General features: G+C 38.2%; 13 protein-coding genes. 4 read left to right on the top strand and 9 right to left on the bottom strand.

The features are described from left to right. Positions 1-351 precede the first annotated feature (351 nt). From FHG67_RS01015 to FHG67_RS00990, 6 genes are all read right to left on the bottom strand, one after another. Positions 352-933: a hypothetical protein gene (locus tag FHG67_RS01015; RefSeq protein WP_004495315.1), complete on the bottom strand. Its 582-nt coding sequence runs from the start codon at positions 931-933 to the stop codon at positions 352-354. Positions 934-955: 22 nt separating this feature from the next. After that, complete coding sequence (locus FHG67_RS01010) at positions 956-2,404, bottom strand: M43 family metalopeptidase leptolysin (protein ID WP_004495269.1); 1,449 nt, start codon at positions 2,402-2,404, stop codon at positions 956-958. A gap of 121 nt (positions 2,405-2,525) precedes the next feature. Further along, complete coding sequence (locus FHG67_RS01005; protein ID WP_004501167.1) at positions 2,526-3,644, bottom strand: quinone-dependent dihydroorotate dehydrogenase; 1,119 nt, start codon at positions 3,642-3,644, stop codon at positions 2,526-2,528. A 26-nt stretch (positions 3,645-3,670) separates the two neighbouring features. Continuing rightward, a complete protein-coding gene (locus FHG67_RS01000; protein WP_004495283.1) occupies positions 3,671-4,753 on the bottom strand; it encodes an ABC transporter permease in 1,083 nt (360 codons plus the stop codon). After that, positions 4,750-5,703 carry an ABC transporter ATP-binding protein gene (locus tag FHG67_RS00995; RefSeq protein ID WP_016758634.1) on the bottom strand — a complete coding sequence of 318 codons (954 nt, stop codon included), beginning with the start codon at positions 5,701-5,703 and terminating at the stop codon, positions 4,750-4,752. Before FHG67_RS00995 ends, FHG67_RS01000 begins: the two co-directional genes overlap by 4 nt. A gap of 101 nt (positions 5,704-5,804) precedes the next feature. Continuing rightward, on the bottom strand, positions 5,805-6,695 hold the full coding sequence (locus tag FHG67_RS00990) for a fructosamine kinase family protein (protein ID WP_002634811.1): 891 nt from the start codon (positions 6,693-6,695) through the stop codon (positions 5,805-5,807). Between the two features lie 111 nt (positions 6,696-6,806). On the opposite strand from FHG67_RS00990, the gene FHG67_RS00985 reads away from it, so the two are divergent. Together FHG67_RS00985 and FHG67_RS00980 are read left to right on the top strand one after the other, a co-directional pair. After that, complete coding sequence (locus FHG67_RS00985; RefSeq protein ID WP_036075012.1) at positions 6,807-7,736, top strand: glycosyl hydrolase family 18 protein; 930 nt, start codon at positions 6,807-6,809, stop codon at positions 7,734-7,736. A 714-nt stretch (positions 7,737-8,450) separates the two neighbouring features. Beyond that, positions 8,451-8,900: a DoxX family protein gene (locus FHG67_RS00980; RefSeq protein ID WP_002634734.1), complete on the top strand. Its 450-nt coding sequence runs from the start codon at positions 8,451-8,453 to the stop codon at positions 8,898-8,900. Positions 8,901-9,220: 320 nt separating this feature from the next. Here FHG67_RS00980 and FHG67_RS00975 read toward each other — a convergent pair whose 3' ends face one another. Together FHG67_RS00975 and FHG67_RS00970 are read right to left on the bottom strand one after the other, a co-directional pair. Further along, positions 9,221-10,270: a FecR family protein gene (locus FHG67_RS00975; protein ID WP_004495281.1), complete on the bottom strand. Its 1,050-nt coding sequence runs from the start codon at positions 10,268-10,270 to the stop codon at positions 9,221-9,223. Positions 10,271-10,432: 162 nt separating this feature from the next. Continuing rightward, on the bottom strand, positions 10,433-10,981 hold the full coding sequence (locus FHG67_RS00970; RefSeq protein WP_002634742.1) for an RNA polymerase sigma factor: 549 nt from the start codon (positions 10,979-10,981) through the stop codon (positions 10,433-10,435). Positions 10,982-11,197: 216 nt separating this feature from the next. Between FHG67_RS00970 and FHG67_RS00965 the strand changes: the two genes are divergently transcribed. After that, the gene (locus FHG67_RS00965) at positions 11,198-12,133 is read left to right on the top strand and encodes an LA_0442/LA_0875 N-terminal domain-containing protein (RefSeq protein ID WP_004495292.1); all 936 of its coding nucleotides are present in this window, start codon (positions 11,198-11,200) and stop codon (positions 12,131-12,133) included. Between the two features lie 567 nt (positions 12,134-12,700). On the opposite strand, the gene FHG67_RS00960 is transcribed toward FHG67_RS00965, so the two are convergent. Next, positions 12,701-14,719, bottom strand: coding sequence for a hypothetical protein (locus FHG67_RS00960; RefSeq protein WP_026054240.1), 2,019 nt, complete (start codon positions 14,717-14,719; stop codon positions 12,701-12,703). Between the two features lie 286 nt (positions 14,720-15,005). Here FHG67_RS00960 and gpmI point away from each other — a divergent pair, with 286 nt between their 5' ends. Then, complete coding sequence (gpmI, locus tag FHG67_RS00955; RefSeq protein WP_004502626.1) at positions 15,006-16,646, top strand: 2,3-bisphosphoglycerate-independent phosphoglycerate mutase; 1,641 nt, start codon at positions 15,006-15,008, stop codon at positions 16,644-16,646. The last annotated feature ends 424 nt before the right edge of the window (positions 16,647-17,070 follow it).

The following is a 17,070-nucleotide window of genomic DNA, read 5'->3' as shown; positions in this document are numbered from 1 at the left end:
TTCAAATTCATTTCGAATTGAAGACTATAATTTCTATATGTCTCATTGCTGAAAGCATGCTTGTTTAATGTGATAAAATTTCAGTAGTCCGTCCGTAGTTGAGATTTCTCGCATAATCCTTGAGAATTTTCATTCCATTTTGAAGTGTCATTTTGGGGAATTACGAGTTCTTTTTAAGATAAGAGCTTGGCCCGAAGCGTAAGAACAATTCCAGAGATCCGCGGAGATTCTGATAAATTCGAATGGTTTTTATTTCAGCGTAAGTTCGATCTAAAGAAACTCATCTCATATCGGATATCCGGAATCGTCTTTTTAAATAAAATCGGTTCTCAGATAGCGGACCAAATTACTTTACGGGTTTTTGATCGATGGATCCGACTTTCTCAAATTCCTATTTCTAATGCGATCCATGTTTTCTTTTTTCAATTTTTCCGAAAATCGAGTCGAACTGATTTTTCCCATTCGCAATTCTTTTAAAGTGTTTTGTACAAAAGTTCCGATTCGATCATGAGAAGAGAAACGCTTTAGAAAATTCTCCGCATGATTTCTATCCGAAAAATAGAACGTTTTTCCATAAGAGAAGACGGCGGAGTTTCGAATAGAAGGATGTGCACCCTCGTTGGAGATGGTGGATTCCAAATAATCCCTTGCGGAATTCCCTCCAAAATCCGCAATTAGTTCGTTAAGTTGGGAAATTGCATATACTCTCAACTCCGGATCTTTTGCGATGGCGACCAGATATTCCTGAGGATTAGGATCGATCGCATAAATTTCTCGCATCAAAGTTTCTTTTTCAATGTGACCCGTTTGTATGACCACGGCTTTGATTTTTTGATATTGACTCTGATCCAAAACCTGAGCTTGGATTCCAAAAGAAATCCCAAATAAAAATGCAACGATTATACCGTAGAAGCTTATTTTGATATTTATCATAGATTTATTTAATTCCATTTTCTTAATATACAAGAGGATGCGAGCGAAGCACCCAGCCCTGTTCTCCCGTCAATTGAGTTTGATTTATCTTAGGGTTTCCGGCCCAAAACATCAGATTAAGTCCCCCACTATCATAAAACCCTTCGCCCAGACATTCCCATAAACCTACAATGTTATTTCCGTTTTGGTCCTTACATTCCGGAGTTTCGGGAAGCGGGTCCAAAGAATAACGCCCTTTGACGACGTCTTTCTCTACTAAATGGTAAAGACCTAAATAGTGACCGGCTTCATGAGCGATTGTCTTAGCAAGAAAAACCTGATCTGACTCGCAGATTAAGTCCTGCCCTTGCACTCCGCATCCGGAAGACGTTCTATGATTTTCGATAAATACGATCATACCCGATTTCGGAGTACCGGTAATTGGAATTCCGGGTATGCCAGATGAAATCCCTAAAATCCCAGCAGGCGCGCTGCTCGAAATCTGATAATCCCTTGTGATGTAAATGTTCAAAGAATTCGAATCCTGTACATTAGATGGGTTATTCCTATAAAGAGATCCTAAAGAGCCTACCACATCCCCATAATCATCTGAAATATTTGCGATTGTTAAGTAAGGAGCTCCAGCAGCAGCGGGTATCAAGGAAGCTGTGACCGTTACGTCGATTTTAACCGTATCTTGCGCATAAATATCCTTTAAAGTTTGTATCATCGTCGCCATTCCGGCTGTGGTGGGAGTCGCTACGGCATTCTGAATAAAAATCAAGTTGATATTCAATTTTTTTCTGGATTGCCAGACCTTTTTCAAACCCGAAGAGGAACTCCCCAATAATCCGCTCTGTTCCGCACGAAATTTATATTCTTCGCAAGTTTGAGCCGTGTTATTCGTGACTTTCCGCGTAGTGACTAACGGCCCCGGCGCGGTCGGCACGATAAAATTTGCCCCCAAGAGGTTGTTGTTGAAATTGTTATAATTCGAACTAGGCGCGTAATATCCCGGAGTGGCACCTATAGGAAAAGCAGTCGTAACGGATCTATAACCTAAAGATTCGCTTTTTCCGCTATCTTGAATCAAATCTCCCGAAGAGTTTGTCCAAAGCGGATAAATAAAACGGTTCAAGTTGGAAGAAAACTGATGATTCTGTTCAGCATAAACGATTCCCATCGGATTGTTTCTTCCGATTCCGGAGAATTCCACCGTTCCGACAAGATAAGCCGTTCCGCCGTCTTGATATCCTCCGCTTTCCGTTAAAAGAACCCGACTTAGATTGGAATTCGATACGCTGAAATTCGGCGCGCTTCCGCTGGTTCGAACGTTTTCTTCCGGTTCACAATAATAATTCACCTCGTTGAGCAAATACAATCCCAAAAGAAGTTCCAAATTTTTTGAGTTCTTATCCTTTCCTCGATTTATAGGACATCCCCATACAAAAAAACAAAGAATCAAAATCAGAATCAATGACCTTTTCAACATAGTTGTCAATTCCTAGTTCATATTTTATATTATCTTAATATTCTAAAACATACGGTTTTCTTAAACACTTTTTATTTTTAGCTTGTCCGATCCGAATTCGTTTTTCTAAAAAGATTCTAAACTATTTCGGATCGTATTTAATTTCCTTTTCCTTTCCCACCAAATCCGACACGGTTTTTAGATTTTGTTTTTTTAAGAACCGATCCAAAAACTCCAAAATCTTCAGAGGTAAAAAAGGTCCTTGATAGATATAACCAGTGTAAATTTGAATTAAATCAGCTCCCGCAAGAATTTTTTCTAGGGCCGATTTTTCGGAATCGATTCCCCCGACTCCGATAATCGGAATTCTTCGTTTTAAAATCCGATATGCGACTCGTACAAATCCAGTGGAACGATTTTTCAAAGGCGTTCCGGAAAGTCCTCCTTCCTTTTCCACGTTCGGATACGCTTTCAAAGAAGACTTATCAATGGTGGTATTGGTTAAAACGACGCCGTCGACTTTCAAGCTCAAAGAGGTCTCAAGCAAAGCCTCAAGATCTTTTATTTCCATATCGGGAGCAAATTTTACGAATAACGGAATTGTAAAATTCTTTCCAAGCCCGTTTTTAATTCCTTGAATCAGGGACGCGAAATTTTCCTGTTTTTGGAAATCTCTCAATCCCGGAGTATTCGGAGAGCTAATATTGATAACCGCGTAATCCGCATAAGGTGAAAGCTTCTTGAGAGTATAAACGTAATCTTCGACTGCTTTTTCTTCGGAAATGATTTTTGTTTTACCCGCGTTGATCCCGCGAATCTTTCTCTTTTTTTGGGAAGCAATGATTCTCTCCGCCGAATCGGCGCCCGGATTATTAAAACCCATACGATTGATCAAAGCTTGATCTTCAGGATAGCGAAACACTCTGGGTTTGAGATTTCCCGGTTGCGACTGTCCTGTGATCGTTCCTACTTCGATATGACCGAAACCCATTCGAGAAAGAAAAGGGTAAAGTTCTCCCGTTTTATCAAAGCCCGCGCCCATTCCCAAAGGATTTTCGAATTCGATTCCGGCAACTCTCGTTTTCAAACGATCACTTCGATAAGATGTCATCGATTCTACTAACGTTAAGATTCCAGGAAACTTTGCGCTGATGTTAAGTAAGTTTTTTGCAAGTTCGTGCGCTGTCTCCGGATCCAAAGAGAGAAAAAACGGTTTCAAAAAAGTCGAATATGCGGCTTGTTTCAAAGTCGAGGAAAACATCTCTAAAACTATTGAATCCGTGCCGATCAAGACCAGCGAAAAATTTTATTTCCTACAAAAAGAAATACGATTCCGTAAACAAATAACCCAACCACGGCGGGAATCACCGAAATGAAACCCGCCCCTTCGATAAAAACCGTCCTTAAAGAATCCGCCATCAACGTCAAAGGAAGATTTTTGATGATCGGAAGTACAATTTCGGGAAAATTTTGATAAGAGAAAAAAACTCCGGAAAGAATCATCATAGGAAACGTAACCGCATTTATGAGCCCATTTCCGACTTGAGAATTCGCCGCCCTTGATCCGACGAATATTCCAATACAGGAAAATGCGAAATTTCCGGAAAGAAAAATCATAATTATGGCTCCGAAAGAACCTTCCAACGCGTTCTCAAACGTAAACAAAGTAAATCCGAGCAGGATTACCGATTCGATTGTCGTTACGATCAATCTTGTAAAAAAGAAGGAAATAAGAAAAGACAACTTACTCATCGGAGTCGCGGACATTCTCCGTAAAAGTTTTTTCATCCTCATTTCGATCAGATTCCAACCGACTCCCCAAAGACAGGAATTCATCACGCCCATCGCAAGCATTCCGGGAACTAAATAGTCGATGTATCTCACCCCCTTCGAATCCAAACGATCCACCTGCAATTCAAAATCCGTATAACGCGAACGGATTTTGGCCAAGATCAAAAGATAATCTCTCTGACCGTTCGGATTGTCCGTATCGAAAAAGAAACGAATTTTTCCACCCTGTGTCCTTTCGACGATTACGTTGAGTTTCCCTCTTTTAAGATCTCGAATCGCTTCATTTTTAGAAAGAACCAAAAACTTCAAGGAAGGAAGTTTATCGGAATCAGAAGCGAGGGTTTTTTCTTTCGATTTTTCGTTTTTATCACGAGTGGAATCCAAGATTTTCTTAAGTTCTTCAAGTTGATAAGAATTTTCTAATATTGCAATTTTAACTTCTTCTGATCCCCGATTTTTAAACGCAATCCCAAGGATTCCTGCCATCGCGATCGGAAATACAAAAGCCCAGAAAAGAATCGCAGGTTCTCTGTAAAATTCTTTAAGTTGTATATTTATCAGCTGGAATGCTTGTTTCATTCTCCCAATCCTCTTCCGGTCATACTAAGAAAAAGATCATCTAAGGTTTTTTTATGGCATTCTAATGTACTTAGCTTTTTTCCGGAAGCGGAAATCGTTCGTATCAATTCCGGAAGATAATCCGTAATTGCGGAAACGTGAATTCTCGCTTCGGACTTCGCGGAATCCCAAAAGAACTTATACATTCCCTCTAATGGAATTAAATTTTCGGGATTGGATCCATCCTCCATAGAAAATCGAATCATTTCGCCGCTACCGGTTCTTCCAAGAAGATCCGTCAGAGTTCCTTGATCTAAGATTCTTCCATGATCCATGATGATGATTTTTTCGCAGAGAATTTCCGCTTCTTCCATATAATGCGTGGTAAGAATCATTGTGGTTTTATTCTGCCGGAGACGATTCAAAATTTTCCAAACGTCCCTTCTTGCTCCAGGATCCAATCCAGTCGTAGGTTCGTCCAAAAAAAGAATTTCAGGATAATTTAATATAGAAACCCCGAGAGCCAATCTTTGTCTTTGACCTCCCGAAAGATTGCTTACATAAGTGTTTTGTTTCTCTCCCAGATCGATCAACTCGAGAATTTCGCTCAACCTCTGTTTTTTACTTTTATAAAAAGTTCCGAAAAGATTCAAAGTTTCTCGAACCGTAATCCGATCCATGAATCGGGTTTCTTGGAGAGCTAGGCCGACCTTAGATCTAAGGAAGGTTTCGTTTTCCTTCCAAGTAGTTCCAAGAATCGATATAGATCCCGCGTCGGGTTTTTGGATTCCTTCCAACATTTCGATCAAAGTGGTTTTGCCGGCCCCGTTCGGCCCGAGCAAAGCGACAAATTCCCCTTTTTGAATTTGGAGACTAAGATTGTCCACGGCGATCGTATTCTTAAAACGTTTTACGACGTTTCGAACATCTATCAAACTATTTTCCGAAAATGATTTTGTATTCCCGTTCAAGTAAGACTCTTTTATATTTTAGTTTCAGTTTGCTGATATTGCATCATTTGGAATCGTTTCCTAAATCTCAACAATGACAAATACATATTTTTCGAACGGAATTAACTTTTACCGTAATAACGTAGGATCTGTCGAAGCGAAGATAAATAAGAAGAACCGAAGAGATTAATATGAACCAAAACGGGATACATCTGCCAAAACGGAATTCTATCTTTGAAATGTTCCGGGTTTTCGATTCCGCAAAAAGAAAGAATCTGTTGCATTTCTTCTAAATTTAAAGAGCTACCGAACAAATTCAACATAGAGAGATCTTGTTCGGGATGTGAAAATGAAATCGAAGGGTCGATCAAATAGGAATGTCCGTTCTTCCCAGTAAGAATGTTTCCAGACCAAAGATCTCCGTGTATCAACCTCGGATTACTTCGATTGAGAGACCATTCTTCCGTAAATTTTTGAAAGACGTATTTTACATTTTCTACGTCCTTGCCCGCAATCAGCTTACGTGAAAAAGCTAAATCCAATTGGGTTGATAAGCGACTTTCCCAGAAGAATTTTTCAAAGGTGGAATACCATCGATTTTTTTGGGAAAGAGTTCCGATAAAATTATTTCGTTTCCATCCCCAAGAATTCGAATCCTTGCGATAAAGCAATTTTAGATTTCGAATCAAATCTTCTCGAGCTCCCGAGGTCGATCCGGATTCAATGTAATCCATTACTAAAAGCGAGAAATTTTCGGCCTGTACAACTCCATAACATTCGGGAACGCGAACCCCGATTCTAAATAGTTCTTCCAAGGATTCTTTTTCAGTTTCAGCCATTTCCTTATTTGAGATGACTTTCACTCCAAAGGAATGATGGGGAACAGTAGCGAGATAAATTTCGTTAAGACTGGAAGAATGAAAGGTCACCTTGGGTCTGTGCCCGGGATTTAAAATCCCAAGTTTGTGCAAGCCATCGCAGATTGCCTCTTTTAAATCCATTTTAATAACCAAAAATTCACTTCCTCCCGAATGATTCCGGTTCTTTTCATGTAAGTAAAAAATCGGTCTGAAAAGTCCCCGGATTGATTGAAATTTATGAATTGATTCTATAATTCATAAGACGTGAACATCTTAAAATTTTTTACCGTATTATCATTGTTCGTTGGAAATGCGCTCTGGGGAACGGATCGATTTTTATATTGGAATTACGCTTTAACCGCATCCATTGAGAGGTACTCAACATCAGATTGGATGGATATCTTTTCAAAATCACATACGATCTGTTATACAGGGGCCGTCATTTTATCAAATGGTGATTTTAAGCCTTCAGCGCTTCCGAAAAATTTCGTGGATCTGAGTAAGAATTATAAAATCAGACTAATTCCGTTAATCAGTACTATCTCTAAGAATAATTCTAGTTTTCTAAAATCAAACATAAGCATCAAAATTGGGATTCAAAACTTAATTCATTTTTTGAAACAAAACCCAGAAATTGCCGGTTTGCATTTGGATATAGAATCTCTCTCAAAATCGGAAATTCCGAACTATAAGAAATTCATACAAATGCTGAAGCAAAGACTGCCCAAAGAAAAAGTTCTTACAATCGCAATGTTCCCGCAATTAGAATTCCCGAATCGAAATTTGATCATTCATTCCGATTTGCTTCAAGAAGAATCCATCGATGAATTTGTTTTGATGAGTTATGATTTTCATTCTCCCAAAACGAATCCGGGACCCGTCACTTCCATTTCACTGACAAAGAAAAATTTGGAATTCCTGCTAAAACAAATTCCAAGTTCCAAACTCTGGCTCGGACTTCCTCTCTATGGATATTTTTGGAATCAAAACGGTAAGGTAAAAATCCTCACACAAAATGACTTTCGAAATCTTAAGGAGAATTCGGAAATTATTCCAAACGAGGACGGTTTTACCGTTCTTAAAAACAAAAATGGAACCGGCTATATCTCCGATTTAAATACATTAGAAAAATATAAAAAACTAACTCAATCTTATGGACTCAAAGGGAGCGCTTTTTGGAGAATCGGTTTTTGACAAAGTTTGGAAAAGGATTTCCCATATATCTTTTTTCCGCTCCCGCGTCTAATTTAAATGTCAGTGTAGCCTACTACTGATCACTATAAAATAGAATCCGTTACTTTGAGCACAAATCCCTCGTTTAGATGCAGAATTTTGGACACTCTATTATGTAGGGATGAGTAAAATACCCACAATTAAGAAGATTTTTGGAATCATAAAGATCAAAACCGCACATTTTTCAAGTGTGTTCCGACAAGAATGATACTTTTTACTTGCAAGAAGTATGATTTTCTGATAGAGAAAAATCTCCCGAGCCTTTCGCCCACCACTTAAAAATCAGGGAAACTCAGGCACAACGCTTCCTAAGGGTCGCGTTGTGGGTAAGTTTCACTGTCAGAATTCCGACAGATTTATTTTCGGATCCAAGTATTTGTGGGTTATGACTAAAACATGGAAACTCTTACGTTTGTTACAAACTTGCAGAATGATAGCGTTGATTTTTTTGAGGTTCTGAGACAGACTTTAAGAGTATCAAATAGATGTTCAGGATATTTTCATCGATTCCTGAAATATAGGAACTCCTATTTTTCAATAAATTTCCAAATCCTTATCTATCAACAACTAAACGTTTGTAAGAAACAGGAGTTCCTACAAATGATTTTTTCTTGAATTTTTTATTTCTTTCCTTCCTTCAAAAATTCATAAAGAATGCAGTTCTCGGAGCACATCATGATTCAAAGTTTCTTTTCAACCCAAGAATTTTTCTCTACTCTTTTTCTTCGATTCGGCCTTGCAATTTGTATCTTCCCTCACGGTGCTCAAAAACTTTTAGGCTGGTTTGGAGGCGTAGGTTACGAAGCTTCTATGGATTATCTGGTAAATACTGCCGAATTTCCAACTATTTTGGCCATATTAGCAATTTTATCGGAATTTTTCGGATCCATTGCCCTCCTATTGGGACTTTGCACGAGATTAGCGGCGTTTGGAATCACATGTACCTTGGGAATAGCAGGATGGACTCATAAAGAAATCGGCTTTTTTATGAATTGGTTTGGTAATCAAGGCGGGGAAGGATTTGAATATCACATTCTCACAGTTTCCATGGGAATCGCACTTTTTCTTCTCGGAGGCGGTGCCTGGTCTTTAGATTCCTGGATCTACGATCACATCGATTCCTAATTAGAAAATACGAATATACCAAAACTCGGCCGAAATTACCCGAGAATTTTAAACTGAATCGCAAAGTTGAACTTTTTTATTCACTCTTAAACGTATGAGAAAATTTTCAAGTTTGTTCCAAAACGATTCTATGTTATCAAAATCTCCGCGGAATGCTGCAATTGTTCCTACGTTTTGGGACAGTCTTAGAGCACGTTCAAAAAGGTTTCGAATTTCCGGATTGCTCCGTTTTATTTTATCGTTTTTGGAAATAAAAAAAGCCGCTTGAAATTTATACCAAACGGCTTATTTTATTTAGAGATAGAAAGTTTGGAATCGAATCAGTACTTGATCTTATCTACGGCTTTTTCGTCCAGAATATAGGAACCCTTCAGAGTTTGGATCACTAGCTTTCCCTTTTTCTGAGAAACAACGACACCTCTCAATTCTCTTCCATCTTTCATAATGATATGTTCGATGTTAAGGTCATAAATTCTACTCAATTCCTCTTCAGTTTTCGCGGACTTCAAATTCCGCAAATCTAAAAGAAGTTCTCTATCCAGATTTTCAAGATTCTTTCTCATATCTTTATATTCCGGGAGAGTAGAGTTCAGCTTAGGGAGATCGATCGATTCAATTTCTCCGTCTTTATTTAAGGTTATAAGTTTAGTCGCTTCTAAAGTATATATTTTCCCGGCAGTATTTAAAGAAATCACTTCCACCGCCCCTTCCACTACAAACACCACGGATTCGTTCTTGGACGTACTTACTTCGAAAGAAGTTCCTCTCACACCCGCAACCGTGGAAGGAGTTTCCACATAGAAATTGCTTCCTTTTTTTTCTTTTTCGACTACGTTTAACAATCTACCTGCGGTTAAATCTATTCTGATCTGAGAGCCGTTGTTTTCTCTCAATTCCTTCAAAATCAATCTGCTATTTTCTTTTACGCGAATTACACTTGAATCGGTTAAGCCGATATCCACCGCTCCTCCGGCATTGGTAAGAATAATATCGGACTCATTCAAAAGGTCGCCACGATGTAGCTTTGTCTGAACATCTCTCATAACAGAAGCTTGACCTTTTACAAAAACTACTACTGCGTTAAGAGGAGTTCCTTGAACAATTTCAGGTTTCGTTTTCGGAGTCCAAAAACGAAACCAAACGCCAATCATAAGCAATAAAACGGCTGCTGCGGCCGTTAACCAAATTGTCTTCGGAAAACGAAGAATATTTGTATTTGTTGGAATACTTATGATTTTATCTTCTACGTTAAAGCGAGGTTTCATTCCGACCCAATTCGGATCGAAAGCCGGAAGTTGAGATACGGCTCCCTTTTCCCTAAGGAATTTTGCGTATCCTTCAAATTCGGGAGTATCCGTTTTATTTTCCATATTTACGTTTCCCGGGTCTACGATTCATTCTATCCTGCTTCCTGTTTGCTAAACAAACTAAAAGAAATCAATTTGAGCTTTTTTTTCCATTTCTGATTTTTTTATCACCAACAGTTCCGAATTCTTTCTCTTTTAAAATATAGGACGTAATAAAAAAATATCCTATATGTAATTTCCAGGTTGGAAACCTATTTTTTTACCTTCTTGAGCCAAAGATTTTTCAGCCCTTTCAATGAGTCTAGATACGCCCGATATACTCATCCCAAGAATTTTAGAAATCTCTTCTAGCTTTAAATCCTGCTGATATCTTAAAAGTAAAGCTTCCTTATATTCTGGGGAAATCGTATCTAAAAGAGAATCGATGATATGTTTAACATCCGATTGGTCAATTTTTTCCAATACGGAAAATTCAGGACTTGGCGTTTTAGACGTAAAATTACTGCTCACATCTTCGCCTACCAAAGATACATTCCGCTGATAATAGGACTTCGCATGGTTAATCATTAAATTTCTCGCGATTCTAAAAAGAATCATCCTACAAGAAGTCGGATCAGGAATGCTTTTACTTTCATAATATCGAAAAAAATTTAGAAACGAATCGTGCAAAATATCTTGCGCAGAATTTTCGTCGTAGAACGATTTTTTTATATAATGAAATAAATCATCTTTATTGTGGTTATAGAGTTTTTCTAACTCGGAAGTGTGTGCCACAGTAATGAAGGATCGCTGATTCGTACTTGTTTTTTCAAGCAAAAAGATAATTTGTTGTATAAAAAGATAGATTCTAAAATTTCGCGATTAAGAATCATAATAATTCTTTCTATTCAATGAATTTAAACCCGCTAAAGCCCATCAATTGTAATTTGAACGGGAATTTCACCTAACCGACTTTCATTTTTAGACTCAACAAAAAACACTCACAATCCGATGTCTCGAATATCTAAATTTATAGCGCGTCCTAAAAACCCGGCTGACTTTGTCAGAAAGACCAAGCTGGTAACTCAACGCCTCACTTCTATTGACGCTCGACGGGTTCTTATATCTTCTTCAGGAATTTTCGCTTTAATAATTCTGATTTCTTTACCGTTATCAGCAAGCACGATCGTTCTTAAAAACGGAAAAACCCTTCAGGGTAAAATCGTAAACCAATCAAGAACCGAAGTTCACATAGAAATTAACGGAAAAACGCAGATCATTCCCAAAGCCGAAATTTCCGAGATCAATTTGAAAGACCCTAAAAAGGATGAACCCAAAAAAGTCACTGCGAAACTACCACCCAAAACCAACGACAAAACCGAACAAACAACGATCTCGTCCTCTTGGAAGGAAACGGAATGGACCATATCCGGTAGATCCGCAATTCTTCCTGGTTGGGGTCAATGGAAAATAGGGCAAAAAAAATGGGCAGTGATCAGCTTTTTGTTGTTTGCTGGCACAGTGTTATACACCAATAACTGTAAAGAAAAAGCCTCGGCGGAAGAAAACAACTATAAATTCAACTCCACTGCGATCACGATTGCCGCATTTATGGATCCAAATTTAAACTCGGATAGTTCCGACGAAACAGTTCGCACAACCATCTTAGTTAGAAGAATTTTGACCACGGCCACAGCAACCAATCCTTATTTCAGCAACTATGACCGCGCGACATCTCAGTACAATCAAGCACAATGGCTGTTAGGCGCGGTTTACGGGTTACAATTGATTCACGCATTTTTATTTGCTAAGGATTACGAAAAGATACAAACCTTACTTTTCGATTTAAATCCCGAAGGATGGAAATTTTCAGCCGTTACCGTAAAAAACCCAATCAACGGATTCACGGAAATCACACCTACCGCTGTTTACACGATTAAATTTTAATTTTCTTAAAAGATCTTGTTCCGAGAAAAGATAAATTGTAAATATTTTTCTTTTTTTATCAAATCGAACGAAAACACATAAACTAACGTGAGTTCGACGTAAGAAATTCACGATTTTTTTTTGTAGGAAATCGGAATTTGAACTTTGTAAATCTATTCTTAAAATGTGGGAACTACAACAAATCGCAATTTTACGAGCAAATTCTAAAAGTAAGGACTTCTACTTTTAGAAAATTCTTTCTCATTTTCAACCGCCGAATTCACGTTAAACGATAGATTCGTCCAAAAGTATTCTTTGCTTTGTTTTAAAGGATCATTAGAGTTGTTGAAAAATTAATTCTCTATCCGTTTCTGCTTCGTTGAAATGGATGTCTGAAGTGGGGTTTTACTAATCTGAATCATGGAATTTTTCAACAACCCTAATTGAACAATATCATAAGTTATCTTTGAAATAACTTCTTGAAATGATCAATTACTAATCCCTACAAAATAGAGTGTCCAAAATTCCGCGTCTAAACGCGGATTTGCGCTCAAATTAACGGTACTCTATTTTTAGGGATCAGCAGAATTATAGGGAAATTTTCTCTTTTCCTTTGATTTTTATAATTTCCTTTCGAAAATTTTCATAAGGGTCCTCGTTTGAATTTACGGAAGCGCCACTTTTAGTACCTTTAGAAATTTCCGGCTTGGAAGAAAACCAAGAATCCAAATACTTTAAAGTTTTGATAATTTTTTCCTTTTGAGAATCTTCCTCTTTATTACTCAACTTAAATTCTAAATTCTTCTTTTTTTCCGATAAAACTTTATGGATCTCTTTCGCCCTGAAACGAAAGGACTCATCGTCCGGATAAATCAAAATCGAATCCGTTTTGTCTTTTGCAGGATCGGAGTCCGGTATCAAAATGAATTTATCACGCTCTATAATCTGATGAATCAATTCAGGGGAATATCCAGGAACTTCGTAAAGAATATCCTTCAACATCGGCGGAATATTTCTTTCAAAATAATACTGGTTGAGAGCTTCCGAAAGTTTTGATTTTTGTTCCAAAGATTTGATTTTTTCATCTTCTTTTAATTTTTCCTGGATTTCCTTTTGCTCCAATTTGAAAGCCATATCCCGGTTTTTTGATTTGAAAAATGATTGCTCCGATCGAATTTTTTCTTTAGCCGCTTGAAAGAAAACATCCTGAATAAGTTTTGCAACTCCCACAAAATCCAAAATACCAAAATACCACGGAAAATACTTTACGTATCCTTTTCGAAGAACCTTTCCGTAATTCTTTACAAATTCTTCGTCCTTAAAAACGGTTTGTATGGCATCCTCGTTCAGTTCGATCAAATTACGAATACTTAATACTTTCCACGCATCCACATGAGCCGCCATTGTTAATGATTTTATGACAGATTTAACGGTTTCCACGTCGATTCTCATAAAAGAATGCATCGTAATTCCCTTTGTTTCCCAAGGCGAATAAGCGATATGCGAATCTTCCGTAAAAAGTTTTTTCAATCCGGCGGGATAGGTTTTAAATTCTTCATCGGGTATGAATAACACAAGTTTGTCCCAACGTCCGGTTTGTTTGGAAAGATGATCGGTCATCTCGTGAAAGCGGTCTCGAATCTGTTCTTGATATGAAACTTTGAGAGAACTTTCTATCTCTTCACTTAAACTTTGTATCAGTTCGACTCCTATAAATTTACGTTTCGATTTTCTTTCCGGATCGGATTCTATAACTTTCCCAATCGCTTTGGCCCTTTTTTTACCGAAGAGTGTCGTCGGAGTTGCGGATGGATCGTTCGTATGCATCCTTTCTTCATGAGAAATCGCGGCAAACGAATCCGACAAAGCCCATTTGTATTTAGGAAATACTTTTTTAAAATGGAATTCATCCACGAGTTCAAATAACATCTGAAGTTCTTTGATTTTTACGACCAAATATCCAAATTCCGGTATTTCCCTAATTCTCCCTTTTTTAATCAATCCGTCCGTGATCTCAATCAACATATCTTTTACATATTCGGGATTTAAGGGAATGCTAATATTCGGTGCTTGGAAAAAACTTTCAGGATTAAAGAAAAGTTTCAATTTTTGTATATTCTCGCCTTTAAAATCCGTTTCCAAATCTTCCCATAAAACTTCTTTTCCAAGCGGCGGTCTGCTTTCCAAATACGATAAAATCGAATTGATGGAAAGATCAATCAAAGAAAGATAAATACGCGTGAGATCACCGGGCTCTGCATCCGTATAAGCGACGTAACAAGGTTTTAATTTTAAGTCGGATGTGGCAGGGTCTATGTAAAAGTACGCGAATTGAAGAACGACTTCGTCTTCCAATAATCGTTTGATGTGAAACACCACTTCCGCAGTCGTAAGTTCGGAAGCCTCGGGAACTCTAGATTCTACTTGAAATAAATTTTGAGATTTAACGTTCTTATGAGTCGTCTGGGAAACAATCGCCTTATAAACGGAGTGTGTAAGTCGGTCGTTTAAATAATAGCTAACTACTTCATTGATTTTTTTAACTTTTAAAAAGTTTTGCGTTTGATTTCCGCCACCAAACGCCTGATTTAAAACTGGTTTGCTCATCGCTTCTCCACTGTTTAAACTATTAAAATTATTTCCAGATTTTTCAAAAAGCTTTTCAGATGAAAAAATTTTACAACTCGTTCCAAACTCAAGTTTTCCACAACAAAATCGACCCAAGACTGTAAAATTTGAACTTCGAATTCAATGGATAAGTCTCACTGAAAACCAGCCTTAGAATGAGTTCTTATTTTTCATCCGATTTAGGAAAGAAAAGCAAATTTCCAAGTTTTTTTCATATTTGAATCTCTTGACTTTCCATATATTCAACTGATTCCATGAATCTAATATGAAGCTTTCAAAGAAATATACCTTTCGGTCTAGAAAGGTTTTGCTCGTTATCTTAGACGGCGTCGGTTATTCCCCTAAAGGTCCGGAGTTCGGAAACGCGATAGCGGATGCTAAGCTTCCATTTTTAAATCAAGTCTGGAATCAATTTCCCACTCTCCACATCCAAGCTCACGGTAAATTCGTAGGTATGCCGTCCGATGAGGACATGGGAAACTCGGAAGTCGGACACAATGTTCTCGGTTCGGGACGAATTTTCGACCAAGGAGCCAAATTAGTTTCCAACTCGATCGCATCAGGAAATATTTTCCAAGGTCAGGCTTGGAAAGAAATTATTGATAACACAAAGAAGAATAAATCCGCATTACATTTATTAGGTCTTTTTTCAGACGGAAACGTTCATGCTCACATCGATCATACAAAAGCGTTAATTTTGCAGGCGATCTCCGAAAAAGTTACGAAAATTAGACTTCATATTCTTCTGGACGGAAGAGATGTTCCGGAAAAATCCGCATTAGATTATCTGAATCCTTTTGAAACCTGGTTGGATTCTCTTAGAAAAAATGGTACCGATATTCGTATCGCTTCCGGAGGAGGGAGAATGACGATTACCATGGACCGTTACGAAGCGGATTGGTCCATGGTAGAAAGAGGCTGGGCAATTCACGTAAGAGGAGAAGGCAGAAAATTCTCCTCCGCGAAAGAAGCGATAGAAAGCTTTCGCGCGGAAGATCCGAAAGTAATCGATCAATATCTTCCTTCTTTTGTAATTGCGGAAAACGGAAATCCCGTCGGTAAAATTCAAGACGGTGATTCTGTAGTTTTTACGAATTTCAGAGGAGATAGAGCGATCGAAATCTCTTTGGCGTTCACCGAAAAAGACTTCGATAAATTCAATCGCGGCCCTCTTCCTAATATTGTATATGCTGGAATTATGCAATACGATGGAGATCTCAAACTTCCGGAACGTTTTCTAGTCGCTCCCCCTGCGATTGATCGAACGTTAGGGGAATACATGGCCAACTCGGAAATAGCGCAGTATGCGTTATCCGAAACACAAAAGTACGGACATGTAACGTATTTTTGGAACGGAAACAAAAGCGGTTATTTCGATCAAAAGTCAGAAGAATATCGCGAAATCCAATCCGACGTGATTCCCTTCGATCAAAGTCCGGAAATGAAAGCTTCTCTGATCACGGAAGCTTTGGAAAAAGCCCTGAACGAAAACAAGCAGGACTTCTATCGAGTTAATTACGCCAATGGGGATATGGTGGGTCATACCGGAAATTATCCGGCCACAGTTCGAGCGATGGAATTTCTGGACGGTTGTTTGGAACGCCTTTGGAAAGCATGCGAAAAACAGAATATTGTTTTATTGATTACGGCTGATCACGGTAACGCGGACGAGATGTATCAATTGGATAAAAAGGGAAACGTGGAAAAAAATTCTCAAGGGAAACCAATTCCTAAAACGAGTCATACGCTCAATCCGGTTCCTTTTTCCGTTCTGGATCCTGAAAGGAAAATCCGATTGAATTCGAATTTTCCCAATCCCGGTCTTGCGAATGTTGCGGCCACAATTTTAGACGTAATGGGATATGAAACCCCGGAAGGATATCATTCCTCCTTGATTCAAAATTAATACAAGATCCGTATTATTTTGCGGTATAATTTCCATGGAATATGCCGGATTATGATTAAAATTTCCGAAGGAATTGAAGCTATTACGATCTTAAACGACAGGAAAAACTGTCAATACGAATGCGATCTGTAGGAACCCATCACCTTACCCACAAATTAAGAGGGCTTTTGGTATAATAAGGATCAAAAACTGATATTTTTCAAGTGTTCCGACAAGAATGAGGCTTTTTACTTGCAAAAAGTATGATTTTCTGATAGAGAAAAATTTCCCGAGTCTTTCCGCCTCCACCCAAAAATAAGGGTGGGAACTAAGTTTCACGGGGGATTTGTCGGAATTCCGACGGATTTATCTTCGGATCCAAGTACTTGTGGGTAAGGTTATGGTAGGAACCCTACATTCAGAGAACTGATACAGTGTCGCGGCA

Origin of the sequence: Leptospira weilii (assembly GCF_006874765.1) — a bacterium.
GTDB lineage: Bacteria > Spirochaetota > Leptospiria > Leptospirales > Leptospiraceae > Leptospira > Leptospira weilii.
The sequence above is the reverse complement of the archived record's forward strand: the minus strand, read 5'-3'. Positions and strand labels throughout refer to the sequence as shown.

Excerpts from the sequence above, each read along its gene's own strand:
- FHG67_RS01015 (WP_004495315.1), bottom strand. The coding sequence starts at position 933 with ATGATAAATATCAAAATAAGCTTCTACGGTATAATCGTTGCATTTTTA.
- FHG67_RS01010 (WP_004495269.1), bottom strand. The coding sequence starts at position 2,404 with ATGTTGAAAAGGTCATTGATTCTGATTTTGATTCTTTGTTTTTTTGTA.
- FHG67_RS01005 (WP_004501167.1), bottom strand. The coding sequence starts at position 3,644 with ATGTTTTCCTCGACTTTGAAACAAGCCGCATATTCGACTTTTTTGAAA.
- FHG67_RS01000 (WP_004495283.1), bottom strand. The coding sequence starts at position 4,753 with ATGAAACAAGCATTCCAGCTGATAAATATACAACTTAAAGAATTTTAC.
- FHG67_RS00980 (WP_002634734.1), top strand. The coding sequence starts at position 8,451 with ATGATTCAAAGTTTCTTTTCAACCCAAGAATTTTTCTCTACTCTTTTT.
- FHG67_RS00975 (WP_004495281.1), bottom strand. The coding sequence starts at position 10,270 with ATGGAAAATAAAACGGATACTCCCGAATTTGAAGGATACGCAAAATTC.
- FHG67_RS00965 (WP_004495292.1), top strand. The coding sequence starts at position 11,198 with ATGTCTCGAATATCTAAATTTATAGCGCGTCCTAAAAACCCGGCTGAC.
- FHG67_RS00960 (WP_026054240.1), bottom strand. The coding sequence starts at position 14,719 with ATGAGCAAACCAGTTTTAAATCAGGCGTTTGGTGGCGGAAATCAAACG.
- gpmI (WP_004502626.1), top strand. The coding sequence starts at position 15,006 with ATGAAGCTTTCAAAGAAATATACCTTTCGGTCTAGAAAGGTTTTGCTC.